This window comes from Luteolibacter sp., assembly GCF_039920825.1.
Taxonomy (GTDB): domain Bacteria; phylum Verrucomicrobiota; class Verrucomicrobiia; order Verrucomicrobiales; family Akkermansiaceae; genus Luteolibacter.
Genome location: NZ_JBDSCX010000070.1, coordinates 137,518 through 151,667, shown reverse-complemented (window position 1 = coordinate 151,667; position 14,150 = coordinate 137,518). Strand labels below are relative to the sequence as shown.

The window sequence follows — 14,150 nt, the reverse complement described above, 5'->3', positions numbered from 1 at the left end:
CCTTGACACCTGGCGTGAAACATGTGAAACAGGGGTCATGAAAACGATCACCATCCGTGACCTCCGCCAACATTGGCCGGATGCGGAAAAGGCGCTGGCGACCGAGCCGGAAATCCTGATCACCCGCGATGGCAAGCCGGTGGCGCGGCTGCTGCCGATCGTCGAGGAGGAGACACCGAGGAAGCGATTTGATCCGGAGGAGCACCGCCGATGGATGAATGAAGTGTGGGGAGAAGGTGTCCATTTCGACAGCCTGACCCCGTTGCTTGAGGACCGAGAGGATCGCAAGCTGCTATGATTTACATCGATACCAGCAGTTTGCTCAAACTCGCCGTGCAGGACCTTCAGACGGAGGCAACGAGGACGGCGATATCTCTGGAAAACTCGGTGATCGTGTCCACGCTTACCGAAATGGAGGCACGCGTGCAGCTCAGAGGCCTCCTGCTCGGAGGAAAAGTGAGCCGGACGCATGCCATGCGGCTTCGCGACAAACTGATGGAAATCATCGGCCAGATCCCCTTTCAACAAAGAGACTTGCCCGCTTCCGTTTTCAGCGTCGCCCTCGCCCAAAACGACTCGTCTCAAATCCACTGCCGCTCGCTCGACCGCATTCATCTGGCCGCGATGTCGGAAATGGGAATCAAGCGGCTGATGACGCATGATGACCGCCAAGCCAAAGCCGCACGGGAACTGGGCTACGCGGTGATCATGCCAGGCTTGGGGTGACGCCAAAAACGGAGTCGGGGACTTCAGTCCGCTCTTTCCAAGGTCCGGAGATCTCCAATTTCCGGGTGTCGGCTTGACCTGGCCGACGATCTGGTACAGCCTGCGCCGCAAATGAAATCAACTTTTCTTAACAATCTGCCGCTGGCGGGCTTGGCAGCGATGGTGCTGAGTTCCTGCGGCACGGGTGGTCCGGGGCATTCCGATTACCTGACGGGTGTCGGCGGTTCCATCCACCAGCAGACTTCGAGCGGTGCGGGACATCCCGCCCCGGCAATCCCGGATGACGTGTCTTACTGGGACGGCGACAGCGCACAGGGCAGTCCGTTGATCAAGATCAACCGCGAGCAGCAGAAGGCGTTTTTCTACAAAGGTGGCGTGCTGGTAGGGATTTCCCGAATCTCCAGCGGCAAGGAAGACCACGGGACACCTCCCGGGAAATACAAGATCATCGCGAAAGACAAGGATCACAAATCCTCGGTTTACGGCGTGTTCAAGGACAACAGCACCGGGATGACCACCAATGACAACGTGGACATCCGGGTGGACAAACCGAAGTCGAACGAGACTTTCTACAACGCACCGATGCCGAATTTCATGCAGGTCATGCCCGGAATCGGGATGCACACCGGCTACCTTCCAGGCTACGCGGCGTCGCACGGCTGCATCCGGATGCCGCATCACATGTCGGAGCATTTCTTTGACAACGTCCAGGTCGGCACGCCCGTCATCATCGAGTGAGTGCGTCTGGCCAAATTGGAGCGCGGAATTTATTCCGCGCGATCATCCGGCAGCCAACCGCGCGGAGTAAATTCCGCCCTCCAGTTCACCCATGAGTTCGCAATTACCAGACGCCTCGGCGACCCTGGAAATCAGTCCTGAAGCGGTGGCTGAATGGGTGAAACTGCCAGCCGACCAACGCCCGCGGCTGATCGATTGCCGGGAAGAGGACGAGCTGGCGATCTGCCAGATCGCCGGCAACGAGTGGTATCCGTTAGGACTATTTTCAGCACTCCGGGAGAAGCTGCTAGCCCGCAACGAACGCGGAGTCGTCGTTTACTGCCACCACGGCGTGCGCTCATTGCGAGCGACGAATTTCCTGCGCTCCATCGGCGTGGAAAACGCGTTTTCGATGAGCGGCGGGATCGAAGAATGGGCGGAGCGGGTCGATCCGGAGATGGCGCGGTATTAAGCGGCCCGGTTTCCACTCTCACTGATCAGGGCCAGGATGGCAAATCAATCGAGTAAATCCTCAATCGGGCAGGGAACCGGCCGTCCAAATGGACTGGACGCACACTGCTCAATCGCCAAGCCATCCAACCGGGTTCCCAGCATGAGGCACAAGCCTCATTCATTTCATTTTCGTTCCATTCTTCCACGGACTCCACATCGACGATTGCCATGACTTCGCCATCGGGGTCATCCGTGACTCCATCGCGACTCAATCGATTTTTATTCTGAACGATGACGAGATCGCGCAAAGGAATCGACTCGGGGCACCATTGGCGAATCTCAAGAGTCTTTCTTCCGGATCGGATTAATTCCCCTGCTGGGGCAAGAACTGACAAAGCGAGATGTGGTTTCATATTTCTGTCTAACGTTTTCGGACCATCCGACGGCTCACCGGAGATACTTCGGATACTCCGACGACGGTTTGCTGCGAGACGCAGCAACCACTATCGCAAACCCGAATTACCGAGGATCCACTCGCGATACGGGTCGGAGACTTGGGTGGGGGTGAGGGCGATGATTTCCGGGACTTCATAAGGGTGGAGTTCCGTGAGGGTTTTCTCGAAGGCGGGAAAGACGGCGGAGGTGGTTTTGAAAATTGCGAGAACTTCATTGGCGGTTTCGACGTTTCCCTGCCAGCGATAGATCGATTCGACGGCGGGTATGAGATTCACGCACGCGGCGAGTTGCTTTTCCACGAGGACCGTGCCAATTTGTCGCGCCTGACCGGAATCGGGGAAGGTGCATAGGATCACTAAAACGTCGCTCATGGCTCTTCCTGAACACCGGAAACCTAAATCTGGCAAACATAAGGTGAAATCCGGCTTTCTCGAAAAGCTGGTGGCGCGGCTCGACCGGGTGGTGCCGGGCGACGTGCAGCAGATCGTGACGCGGCTGATCCGCGAGAAGGGATTCCTGGAAAAAGTCTTCGAAGCGCTGCATGAGGGCGTGATCATTCTCGATCCCAACGGTGTGATCGGTTTCCTGAATCACGCGGCCTGCCAGTTTTTCGGGCTTGATCCGGAGCAGGCGCCCGGCGAGGAAATTTCCACCCAGATCCGCGGTCTGGATTGGGAATCGCTGGGCAAACCGGGGCGGACGGTGAGCCGCGATCTGGAGGTTTTCTATCCGGAAAACCGCTTCCTGAATTTCTATCTGGCACCCATCGATGATGCGGATGATCCGGGCGCGCCGCTTGGTTATGTGATGCTGGTTCGCGACCTGACGACGACCCGGGCCGAGGCGGAGGAGACGCTGGAGTCGGAACGCCTCAACGCGCTGACCCTGCTCGCCGCCGGAGTCGCCCATGAGATCGGGAATCCGCTCAACTCTCTCGATATCCACCTTCAATTGTTAGGCCGCAAGCTGAAGAAGCTGCCGCCGGGTGATCGCAAGCCGCTTGAGGAAAATCTTTCGACGGCGCGCGAGGAGATCCAGCGGTTGGATCAGATTTTGAAACAATTCCTGCACGCCGTCCGGCCGACCACGCCACACCGCGAACGAAAGGACCTGCATGTGATTTTGAATGAAACGCTGAAGCTGCTGGAACCGGAGCTCGCATCGCGACAGATCGCCGTGCAGCTCGATCTCGCGGAATCGATGCCGTTGGCGATGATCGATCCGGGGCAGTTCCAACAGGTTTTCTACAACCTAATCCGCAATGCCTATCAGGCGATTCCCTGCGAAAAAGGACGCATCACGATCCGGACACGGGTGAGCGACTTCGAATACATCATTTCCATCGAGGACAACGGCACCGGCATTTCCCCCGAGCACATGGGTGCGATTTTCGAACCGTATCGCACGACTAAATCATCAGGTTCCGGACTCGGACTGCTCATCGTGCGGCGGATCATCCGTGAACACGGCGGGGAGATCGCCATCGAGAGCGAGGAAAACCAGGGGACGCGGGTGCTGATCCATCTGCCGCACGCCGACCGGCCGGTGAGGTTGTTAGCCGCGCCGGAGACCGATCCGGTGATCGATTTATAATTTTCAAAATCATGTTACCGACATTGCTCATCGTGGAAGACGAACGCGCCACCCGCGAGGGACTCCGCAGCGCGCTGGAAGACGAGTTCGAGGTCTACACCGCGGCGGGGACAAGCGAGGCGCTGGCGATTTTGAAGACAGAGCGCATCCAGCTTCTTCTCACCGATCTTCGGTTAGGCGGCGATTCGGGGATGGATCTGTTGGACGCCGCGCTGGCGATGCCCGAGCCGCCGGTGGCGATCATGATGACGGCTTATGGATCGGTGGACACGGCGGTGGAGGCGATGCGGCGGGGCGCGTGGCATTTCGTAACGAAGCCGTTGAACATCGACGAGGTGGAAATGTTGCTCAAGCGCGCGCTGCGCAACCGCAACCTGGAAACCGAAAACAAGGAGCTCGTCCAACAGGTTAAAAAGAACCACAAACTGGACAAACTAATCGGTAAATCGCCGGCGATCCGCAAGGTTTCCGAATTGATCCAACAGGTCGCGCCAACGCGGGCGACGATCCTGATCGAAGGCGAGTCAGGAACCGGCAAGGAAGTGGTGGCGCACACGCTGCACCACCTATCAGGCAGGCCGGCGGCGAAGATGGTGATCGTGCATTGCGCGGCGCTTTCCCCGCAGTTGTTGGAGAGCGAGTTGTTCGGGCATGAAAAGGGTGCCTTCACAGGAGCGGCGCAACGGCGGATCGGCCGCTTCGAGCAGGCGGACGGCGGGACGCTTTTCCTGGATGAGATCGGCGAGATCGACGCGGCGACACAAGTGAAGCTGTTGCGGGTTTTGTCGGAGCGGACCTTGGAGCGCGTCGGCTCGAACTCGCCAATCAAGGTCGATGTGCGCGTGGTCGCGGCGACCAACAAGAATCTCAAGGAGCTGGTGGCCAGGGGGACCTTTCGCGAGGATCTCTATTTCCGTCTCAACGTCGTGAAAATCGAGATGCCTCCCTTGCGCACGCGGCGGGAGGACATCGTGCTGCTGGCGAACAGCTTTCTTCAGGAATTCGCCAAGGAAAACGACCGTCCGCTGAAGCCGCTGACCGACGAGGCGATGGAGTTGCTGGTGAAATACAACTGGCCCGGCAACGTCCGCGAGCTGCGGACCGCCATCGAACACGGCGTGGTGATGAGCAACGATTCCGTCATCGAAGCCCGCCACCTCCCGCAATTCCTGTATTTTCAAGCCATTGCCAGCGGCGACTCCCCGGTGCTCGGGAAAATCGCCCTTGATGCCCCGGCTGAATTCAACTTGCATGCGCTCGAAACCAATACGATCCGGGCAGCCCTTTCCATCGCCGGTGGAAACCGAACTCACGCTGCGGACCTTCTTGGTGTCAGCCGCAGAACCCTCCAGCGCAAGTTGAAGGATCTCGGTCTTTGAATTTCTCCGCCTGCCTTCATCCCCATTTTTCATGAGTATCACCGCCTCACAGCTCGACACCGGTATCATCATCCGCCGCAGCTTGTTTTTTCTCATCCTGATCATCCTGACTCTCGGGAATCTGTTCGTCCTTTTCCAAGGGCTTAATTCGCCACAAGCGATGGATCAGGCGCAGATTTCGCGGGAAATCGCCCGGGGGAATGGATTCACCACCAAGATGATCCGCCCTGTCGCCTACTATCAGGCGCAGAAGACGGCGAACAGCTCGCCTTCGTTTTTCCTGTTCGAGGACACCTATCACTCCCCTCTCAACCCGCTGCTTAATGCCGCGGTTCTCAAGCTGATCGGTGCGGACGATTCCAACGTCTGGCAAATGAACGCGAATGAAATGGTGTTCCCGCTCGACCGGGTGATCGCGACGGTTTCGACGTTGTTTTTCCTGATGGCCATCGGCGTGAACTACCTGTTGGTGTCGCGGATTTTCGACGCGAAGATCGCCGGTGCATGCGCGATCCTGATGCTGTTTTGCGAAACGTTCTGGAATTATTCCATGAGCGGACTGCCGCAGATGCTGATGTTGCTGCTATTTTCGTGCGCGATTTATTTCGTCTACCGGGCGGTCGAAGCCGCCACCGAAGGGCGCATCGCGATGACGCCGGCGATCATTGCCGGGGTGTTCTTCACGTTGTTGGCGCTGACCCACTGGATGACGGTGTGGATCGCGCTGGGTTATATCATTTTCGCGGCGATCATGTTCCGTCCGCGTGGCATCGTGGGGATTTCCATTCTCGCGCTGATCATGGTCCCCGCCATTTTCGTGATGATGCGGAATAACGCGCACTCTGGATCACCTTTCGGGACGGCTTTCCTTACGCTTTACAATGGTCTGGGCAACGGTTCGGAAGCCGCTGTCATGAGAACCACCGATTTGGAAACACAGCCGCTGATCCTCAACGGACTCATTTCCAAAATCCTCCGGACCACGCTGCTGCAGGCCACTGACATCATTCCGTTCCTTGGCGGCATTGTGGTGGCACCGTTGTTTTTCATCTCGCTGCTGCACCCGTTCAAGCGGGCATCCATCGCCAACTTCCGCTGGGCGATCTTGCTGATGTGGATTTTCGCAGCGCTGGGGATGGCGTTTTTCGGGATTTCCAAAGACCCGCTGGACCCTAACCAGCTCCACCTGCTCTTCGCGCCGATCATGACGGCCTACGGCATCGCCTTCATCTCGATCCTCTGGAGCCGACTCGATGTGGTCGCGGCGAATCCAATTTTGAGAAATGTGCATCTGATGGTAGTGATCGCGATCTGCGCGCTGCCGCTGGCCCTTTCGCTTCCTCGGAAAGTCATGACCGGCTTGGACAATCGCGACCACGGCGGCAGTCCCCACTGGCCACCTTATTTCGCACCGGTGCTCAACAGTATGGAATCCGGCCTCAAGGGCTGGGTGAAGGAGAAGCAAATCGTGATCTCGGACCAGCCGTGGGCCGTCGCTTGGTATGCGGACCGGGTGAGCGTCTGGCTGCCGCCGAAACGGGAAGGCTTTGAGAAAATCGAATCCATCGCCGCGGATCTCCAGACGCCGGTGGCGGGAATTCTGATTTCACCGTCTTCCCATGGATCCGGACCAGTGATGGAGGTTGCCGCGAATTATCAGGACTTCACGTCGCTGGTGCTGAATGGCCGGGTAGTCGCCGCCACCTGGCCTCTCAGACCCGGCGGAGTTTGGAAGGAAGGCGTGACCATTTATGACAAGGACCAGCACATCGAGGGTATCGCAAAACGCTACCCGTACATCAACTGGCTGGTTCCTCCGGACATGGTTTACTACAGCGATCACTTGATCCCGAAGGTGCAGAAGCAACAGAGCAAATAACCATGGCACGCCGCAAAACCGATGTTGAAGGCGGAGACACCGCCCCACCGTCCTTCGAGGATGCCCTCGCCGGGCTCGAAGCCATCGTCGAGGCCATGGAACACGAGCATCTCACACTTGAGGAACTTGTGGCGCACTACGAGAAAGGTTCCACCTATTTGACACGCTGCGAGTCCATCCTCCAGTCGGCCCGCGGGCGCATCGAACTCATCACCTTGCGCAACCAGAACGAAATTGCGCTGGATGCGGACGCGAAATCGGCGGAAAGTCCCGGACTCCCCACACCGGACGACTCCCCGGACGATCCTGACGACGACGATAATGACATCCGCCTCTTCTAAGCCACCCACCCTTGGCCCGTTGCTTTCCACGATTCATTCGCCCGGCGATGTCAAGAAGCTCACCGATGAAGAACTGCCGAAACTGGCGGCGGAAGTCCGGTACACGCTGATCGATTGTCTATCAAAGACCGGCGGACATCTCGGCCCGAACCTCGGCGTCGTCGAGTTGACCGTGGCTCTGCACCGCGTCTTCTCCACACCGAAAGACAAGTTTGTTTTCGACGTTTCCCATCAGGGCTACGTCCACAAAATGCTTACCGGTCGCGCCGACCGCATCGATACGATCCGGACTTACAAGGGGCTCAATGGGTTTCTCCTCCGCTCCGAATCCGAACACGACAGCTATGGCGCGGGCCACGCCGGCACCGCTCTATCAGCCGCGCTCGGCATGGCCGCCGCCCGCGATCTCTCCGGGGGTGACAACCACATCGTGGCGGTCGCCGGCGATGCGGCATTCACCTGTGGCCCCACTCTCGAAGCTCTCAACAACATCGCGGAAACGACCAAGAAATTCATCGTCGTTCTCAACGACAACGAATGGTCGATCGACAAGAATGTCGGTGCCATCGCCCGTTATTTCAACGCGCTCCAGACCCACTCGACCTACGCCGCGGTGCGCAGGCAGGCCGCCGAGTTCGTCGAGAAGATCGCTGGAAAAGCCGCGCGCACGCTGGCCCACCGGGTCGAGGAAGGCGCGAAGAACCTGTTGTTCCAAAACGTGTTATTCGAGAAATTCGGCATGCGTTATTTCGGCCCGATCGACGGCCACGACCTCCCGCTGTTAGTGCGGACCTTTGAGCACCTGAAGACGCTGCACGAGCCGGTCGTACTCCACATCATCACCGAAAAAGGCCGCGGCTATCAGCCAGCGCTCGACAATCCCGGGAAATTCCACGGGCTCGGCACCTACAAGATCGAGGATGGTTCCACCGACGCCACCGCGACACCGACTTGCTCGGATCTCTTCGGCAGGGCGGTTACTGATTTTGCGAAGAAGGACCCGAAGATCGTCGCCATCACCGCGGCCATGCCCGGCGGGACGAAGCTGGAGATTTTCAAGAAGGAACTGCCGGACCGTTATTTCGACGTGGGCATCGCCGAAGAACATGCCGCGTTGTTCGCCTGCGGGCTGGCAACCGAGGGCTTCCGCCCGTTTCTCGCGATCTACTCGACGTTCATGCAGCGCGCCTACGACATGATCATCCATGACATGGCGCTCCAAGGCCTGCCAGTTAGATTATGCATGGACCGCGGCGGCCTTTCGGGTGACGACGGCCCGACGCACCACGGGCTGTTCGACATCGGCTACCTGCGCCACATCCCGGGCATCATCCACATGCAGCCGAAGGATGAGGACGAGTTCGTCGACATGCTTCACACCATGGCGCTTTACGACGAAGGCCCGTCCGCCATCCGCTACCCGCGCGGCGTGATCAAGGGCACTCCGGTCAAGGCGGTTCCCGAGCGGTTGGAAATCGGCAAGGCGGAAGTCGTTGCCGACGGCACGGATGTCGCGCTCATCGGTCTCGGCACGATGTTCGAAATGGCCGAGCGCACCAAGTTGATCCTTGAAGCCAAGGGCCTCTCCGTGGCGCTGATCAACCCCCGTTTCATCAAGCCACTCGACGCCGACGTCATCCAAACCTACGGCGCGAAGTGCAAGGTCGTCTGCACCTTCGAGGATCACGTTCTCTTCAACGGCTTTGGCGCGGCGGTGATTGAAAACCTTCATGACGCCGGCATCCACACCCACGTCGAGCGGATCGGCTGGCCGGATGCGTTTATCGAACACGGCAAGCCTGAGACCCTTCGCGAGCTCCACGGGCTGACCGCGGAGAACGCCGCGGAAAAAGTGCTGAAGTATTTCTCCTAACTGCCACGGCTTGATAGGGCGGGCAATTGCGACTCGACACACGCCCTGATTTCCGGCGATGGTTTGTCCTATCAAAATGGATCCGTCCCAGCCGATTGCCGACCCGTCATCGCCAGAGAATTCCAGCGCCGCGCCTGATCCCGGCGACAAGAAACGCACGGGCAAACCGACGTTCGTCGAGGATGCCGTCGTGACGGCTTTCGGATTCGCCACCAGCACCGCAGTGGCGTGGCTTTCCTGGTGGATGTCCACCCACTGGGACTTCGCGGTTTATACTTGGATGGCGAATTTTGTCATTCCCGTGGGAGCGATCCTCTGTGGTTTCGTGGCGGCCACCGGCTACTGGATCGGAGCCCGGGTCTTCAACCACCGCCCCAACCGCTGGCTGTTGTTCAACATCGTTCTGGTTTCACTCACCACCTTCTTCGCAATCCATCATTTTCATTACAGCAACGACAAGGTGGACGGCATTTCGGTTTCCCGACTGATGACCTATCCGGACTACCTCGTGCAGGTCACGGAGCACATGACCTACAAGAGTTCCCATTCCGGCGACAGCGATCCCGGCATGGAACTCGGCAAATGGGGCTGGGGCATCGCGGCGTTGCAAATTGCAGGCTTCTCGTTCGGCGGGTTCGCTGTTTATGGCCTGCTGGTCAGTGTGCCCTACTGCGATGCGTGCGCGAAATACCTGAGCGAGAAAAAGTCCTGTAAGAAGAAATGGAAAGACCCGGCGCAGATGCAGGCGGCGTTCGAGTCACTGTCCGGATTGATCCGTGAGCAAAATTACCAACAGGCCATCGATTCATTCGCTGGAATGGGCGAGCAGGTGCGTTTCGGCGTGAAAGCCACTCTCCAGTTGGACAAGCGCAAATGCCCGGATTGCGATAACGGCCGCCTTAGTCTTAGCGCCATGCAGCGGGTGGGCCGCAAATGGACCAACGTCGCCTCCACCACGGTGGCGATCCAGCAACCGCTGCGGATGGACTAAAAAAACGCCGTTGGCAAAGCACTTGAGCACTTTTCCAACGGCGTGATTGACGGAGCCGATGTTAGCGGGTCGCGGCGTCCTGAATTTTATCTCCGGTTTTCTCGACATCTTGGCCGAAACCCTTGGCCGTGCTGCACGAGCTGGATGCTCCCGCGATGACGAAAAGTGCGGCTCCGGCGGTAAGGGCGAAGCGGCGGAGCGATGACTTTTTGGAAGTCTGACAATTGGTTTGGGATATAAGGATAGGATTCATGGCAAAACTGTATTCGCAAGCCTTACGCCAAGTTAGAAAAATGCCGTAATCCATTCATTTTCAGTCCATTTCATCATCGTTAGCCGCCTGATTTTTTAGAGAGTTTTGTTGCATGTTGCACGAAACGGAGCAATATAATGGCACTTTGCACGATTTGCAATCATCCGTGGCGGGCAAGTGATTGCTCAAGGCCCTCATTTTGAGTCAATTAGCCATTGGAAGCGTTGCGGCACGTGGAATGATATGAAGTAGGCAAAACCTTAGAAAATCACCCGCATGGACATTCTTATCGTTGACGACGAAAAATCGATTCGCCTCACCACCTCGCTCGCGTTGGAAGGGGAAGGCCACTACGTGGAAACTGCCGAGGACGGCACCTTGGCGTTAAAACGCATCAAGGAGGAAAACTTCGACCTCGTTTTTCTGGACCTCCGCCTTGGCGATGAGGATGGGCTGGAAATTCTCCAAAAAATTGTGGCGATGAAGCCCCAGCAATTGGTGACCATTTTCACGGCGCACGCCTCCATCGCGACGGCGGTCAAGGCGACCCAACTCGGAGCGTTCGACTATCTGGAAAAGCCGTTCACCCCCGATCAATTGCGCACGATTCTGATCAAGGCGCAGAAGGCCCTGCGGACGCAAGGCGAGGTGATCCAGTTGAAGGAGGTGGTGCAGGAACTTAAGAGCGAGGTCCGGCACTCATCACCTCCGCTTCGTTTTTCCTCGGAGGACGAGAAAACGCGGGAGCAATTCGACATCTTGTTCCGGGCTGCAGCAACCTCGGCCTCAATGCTCATCCTCGGCGAAAGCGGCACCGGCAAGAGCGTCATCGCCAAGGAGATCCACGACCGCAGCCACCTGCGGGACAAGCCGTTCGTCACGGTGAGCTGCCCGAGCCTTTCCAAGGAACTGCTGGAAAGCGCCCTCTTCGGTCACATGAAAGGCTCCTTCACGGGGGCGGTCAAAGACACCTGGGGAAAGGTTTACGCGGCCGACGGCGGCACGCTGTTTCTCGATGAAATCGGCGAACTCCCCATGGAAATCCAGCCGAAACTCCTCCGGCTGCTTCAGGAACGGGAATACGAACGACTGGGCGAGAACAAGGTCCGCGAGGTGAACGTCCGGGTCATCGCCGCGACTAACAGAGACCTCAGGACCAGCATTCAGGCCGGCGAATTCCGGGAAGATCTTTATTATCGGCTCAATGTCATCAGCGTGACGGTTCCCCCGTTGCGCGACCGCCCCGCGGATCTCTCGCGCTTCGCGAAGGATTATCTGGATTTCTTTTCCGCGCAACTCGGCCGCAAGATCGAAGGATTCAGTGACAGCGGACGCAGCGCCTTGATGCGTCATCCCTGGCCGGGAAATCTCCGCGAACTCCGCAACGCCATCGAGCGGGCCGCCATCCTCTGCCAAGGCATGAAGGTGGAGGCTGAAGACCTGCCACGGCCGGTGCCGCTTCCCGCAACTGCGGAAGACCAGAAATCGGGGCTCCCCGGAATCGGCGGCGAGCACAGTCTCGACGAGATCGAACAGGCCCACCTTACCAAAGTCCTTGGCTGGGCTCCATCCCTTCACGACGCGGCGGCGGTTCTGGGGATCGACAAGGCGACTCTCTATCGGAAAAGGAAGAGGTTCGGTATCAACTGACCATCCCCCACCTCCCCATGCTCCGCCTGCGGCTATTTTACGGATTGCTCACGATCATCCTCCTTCTCTGGAGTGTCGGAGCCGCGGCGTTGCTGTTGATGCGTGACTCGGTGAAACGCTTCGACCACCAGTTGAGGATGGACTATCAGGTCATCGACGCCGCGCAAACCGTGCGCACGCTGAACACCACCATCAACACCACCTATCTCCCGTCACTGGCCGGCCCCCCGCCCGCCCAAGCACCGGACCGGGCCTTGTATGACAAAACCCGGAAGGAACTCGAGGACAAGCTGGAGGTCATCCACATGAGCATCAGCAAGGACGCCCGGTGGGAAAGCGTGATCGACCGCCTCGACCAGGTTTTCGCCAGCTATTTCGAGGTCTACGACCACTATTTCGAGGGATCCGCCGTCACCCGGGAAGACCGCGAGAAACTCCTCCAGTCCGCCAGCATCCAGACCCAGCGGCTCATCGACCTCACCGAAAACGTGATGACCCTCGGTGAGGAAAAAATGTTTTCCGGAGCCGGCAAACTCGGCGAGGACTCCGGCAAGAACACCCTTTTCGTCGGCACGCTGGTTTTGTTAGGAACCTCCATCGCCGTCATCATCTACTTCCAGCTCGTCCGGCATCTGGTGGATCCGGTTTCCACGCTGGAGCGATCCATCGACGAGATCCGCAAGGGGAATTTCGAACTCACTCTGCCTCAACCGAGCCAAGGCAGCGAATTTTCAAAAGTCATTACGGCATTCAACGACATGGCGCTCGAATTGAAAATCCGGCGCGGTGAAAGCGACGAAAACCTGAAGCGGGCAAACCTCGTCAACGGCGCCATCCTCCACGCCATCCCGTCTCCTGTCTTCGTACTCGGCGACGACACCGGCATCATCCAGATCAACCCGGCGGCGGAGGCGCTAACCGAAAAACTCGGGGTGAGCGGCCGCCTGCCGTTGAAGATCCAGCGTATCCTGGAGGAATGCCGCGAAACCTCGGCCCATTTCCTACCCGAAGACCCGCGCGAGGCACTTCTCTTCCGCATCGAGGAACAGGAATATTACTATCTGCCCCGCATTTTCCGCTACGATTCCGAGAATTCCATGCAATCCGGCTGGGCCGTCCTGCTTCACAACGTGAGCCGGATCCGCTGGCTCGATGACATGAAGACCAATCTTCTTTCGACGGTCAGCCACGAGATCAAGACCCCGCTGACCGGCATTCGCATGGTCCTCCATCTATTGCTGGAAGAGAGGTCCAACAAACTCGACGAGATGCAGCGTGTGATGGTCACCTCCGCCAACGAGGACTGCGAGCGCCTGCTCGTCACCCTCAACGCTTTGCTCGATCTCTCGCGCGCGGAAACCGGTGCCACCCATCTCGAATGCGTTCCCATCGCTTTGGAAGACACCATCAAACGGGCGGCCCAACTCTATTCGGGTGCGGCATCCAACCGTGAAATCTCCATCAAAGTTGAGATTCCGGCCCATGTCTCGACCGAAATCCTCGCCGACCCTATCCGGTTGGACGAGGTCCTCAACAACCTTGTCTCGAACGCCGTCAAACACAGCCCCCATGGAGGAACCGTCACCTTGCGGATCTCCCAGCCGGATGTGGATTACCTTCGCGTCTCGGTCATCGACCAGGGGCCGGGCGTACCGGAAGGCAGCCAGAGCCGCATCTTCGAGCGCTTCTATCGGGCACCCGGCCAGGAGGTGGACGGCGTCGGTCTCGGACTCTTCATTTCCCGGGAAATCATGCGCGCCCACGAAGGCCGCATCGGCCTGCTCGAACGAAAGGATGATCTAACGGAATTTTACATCGATGTGCCCGTCGCATGAAAGC

Annotated in this window: 15 protein-coding genes; 12 read left to right on the top strand and 3 right to left on the bottom strand. The window is 58.3% G+C overall.

All coding sequences use genetic code 11. The features are described from left to right. Positions 1-37: 37 nt before the first annotated feature. From ABIQ96_RS20830 to ABIQ96_RS20815, 4 genes are all read left to right on the top strand, one after another. Positions 38-298, top strand: a complete 261-nt coding sequence (locus tag ABIQ96_RS20830; RefSeq protein WP_348216568.1) for a type II toxin-antitoxin system Phd/YefM family antitoxin — start codon at positions 38-40, stop codon at positions 296-298. Beyond that, a complete protein-coding gene (locus ABIQ96_RS20825; protein ID WP_348216567.1) occupies positions 295-726 on the top strand; it encodes a type II toxin-antitoxin system VapC family toxin in 432 nt (143 codons plus the stop codon). The genes ABIQ96_RS20830 and ABIQ96_RS20825 overlap by 4 nt, the downstream gene beginning before the upstream one ends. A 111-nt stretch (positions 727-837) precedes the next feature. Then, complete coding sequence (locus ABIQ96_RS20820) at positions 838-1,464, top strand: L,D-transpeptidase family protein (protein ID WP_348216566.1); 627 nt, start codon at positions 838-840, stop codon at positions 1,462-1,464. Between the two features lie 91 nt (positions 1,465-1,555). Continuing rightward, complete coding sequence (locus tag ABIQ96_RS20815) at positions 1,556-1,915, top strand: rhodanese-like domain-containing protein (protein ID WP_348216565.1); 360 nt, start codon at positions 1,556-1,558, stop codon at positions 1,913-1,915. A 25-nt stretch (positions 1,916-1,940) separates the two neighbouring features. Here the strand turns inward: ABIQ96_RS20815 and ABIQ96_RS20810 are convergent, their stop codons facing one another. Together ABIQ96_RS20810 and cutA are read right to left on the bottom strand one after the other, a co-directional pair. Continuing rightward, entirely contained in the window at positions 1,941-2,309 is a 369-nt protein-coding gene (locus tag ABIQ96_RS20810; RefSeq protein WP_348216564.1) for an ASCH domain-containing protein, read from the bottom strand. A 90-nt stretch (positions 2,310-2,399) separates the two neighbouring features. Beyond that, a complete protein-coding gene (gene cutA / locus ABIQ96_RS20805; RefSeq protein ID WP_348216563.1) occupies positions 2,400-2,723 on the bottom strand; it encodes a divalent-cation tolerance protein CutA in 324 nt (107 codons plus the stop codon). A gap of 43 nt (positions 2,724-2,766) precedes the next feature. Here cutA and ABIQ96_RS20800 point away from each other — a divergent pair, with 43 nt between their 5' ends. The 6 genes from ABIQ96_RS20800 to ABIQ96_RS20775 all read left to right on the top strand — a co-directional run bounded on the left by ABIQ96_RS20800 (position 2,767) and on the right by ABIQ96_RS20775 (position 10,408). Continuing rightward, a complete protein-coding gene (locus ABIQ96_RS20800; RefSeq protein WP_348216562.1) occupies positions 2,767-3,945 on the top strand; it encodes an ATP-binding protein in 1,179 nt (392 codons plus the stop codon). Between the two features lie 11 nt (positions 3,946-3,956). Next, positions 3,957-5,324: a sigma-54 dependent transcriptional regulator gene (locus ABIQ96_RS20795; protein WP_348216561.1), complete on the top strand. Its 1,368-nt coding sequence runs from the start codon at positions 3,957-3,959 to the stop codon at positions 5,322-5,324. A gap of 31 nt (positions 5,325-5,355) precedes the next feature. After that, positions 5,356-7,203: a hypothetical protein gene (locus ABIQ96_RS20790; RefSeq protein ID WP_348216560.1), complete on the top strand. Its 1,848-nt coding sequence runs from the start codon at positions 5,356-5,358 to the stop codon at positions 7,201-7,203. A 2-nt stretch (positions 7,204-7,205) separates the two neighbouring features. Beyond that, positions 7,206-7,544 carry an exodeoxyribonuclease VII small subunit gene (gene xseB, locus ABIQ96_RS20785; protein WP_348216559.1) on the top strand — a complete coding sequence of 113 codons (339 nt, stop codon included), beginning with the start codon at positions 7,206-7,208 and terminating at the stop codon, positions 7,542-7,544. Next, entirely contained in the window at positions 7,525-9,417 is a 1,893-nt protein-coding gene (dxs, locus tag ABIQ96_RS20780) for a 1-deoxy-D-xylulose-5-phosphate synthase (RefSeq protein WP_348216558.1), read from the top strand. Before xseB ends, dxs begins: the two co-directional genes overlap by 20 nt. Before the next feature lie 76 nt (positions 9,418-9,493). Further along, the gene (locus tag ABIQ96_RS20775; protein WP_348216557.1) at positions 9,494-10,408 is read left to right on the top strand and encodes a hypothetical protein; all 915 of its coding nucleotides are present in this window, start codon (positions 9,494-9,496) and stop codon (positions 10,406-10,408) included. Between the two features lie 61 nt (positions 10,409-10,469). Here the strand turns inward: ABIQ96_RS20775 and ABIQ96_RS20770 are convergent, their stop codons facing one another. Next, positions 10,470-10,661 (bottom strand): entericidin A/B family lipoprotein, encoded by a 192-nt coding sequence (locus tag ABIQ96_RS20770; RefSeq protein ID WP_348216556.1) that lies wholly within the window; start codon positions 10,659-10,661, stop codon positions 10,470-10,472. Positions 10,662-10,937: 276 nt separating this feature from the next. Here ABIQ96_RS20770 and ABIQ96_RS20765 point away from each other — a divergent pair, with 276 nt between their 5' ends. Together ABIQ96_RS20765 and ABIQ96_RS20760 are read left to right on the top strand one after the other, a co-directional pair. Further along, on the top strand, positions 10,938-12,311 hold the full coding sequence (locus ABIQ96_RS20765) for a sigma-54 dependent transcriptional regulator (protein ID WP_348216555.1): 1,374 nt from the start codon (positions 10,938-10,940) through the stop codon (positions 12,309-12,311). Between the two features lie 17 nt (positions 12,312-12,328). Further along, positions 12,329-14,146 carry an ATP-binding protein gene (locus ABIQ96_RS20760; protein WP_348216554.1) on the top strand — a complete coding sequence of 606 codons (1,818 nt, stop codon included), beginning with the start codon at positions 12,329-12,331 and terminating at the stop codon, positions 14,144-14,146. Positions 14,147-14,150 lie beyond the last annotated feature (4 nt).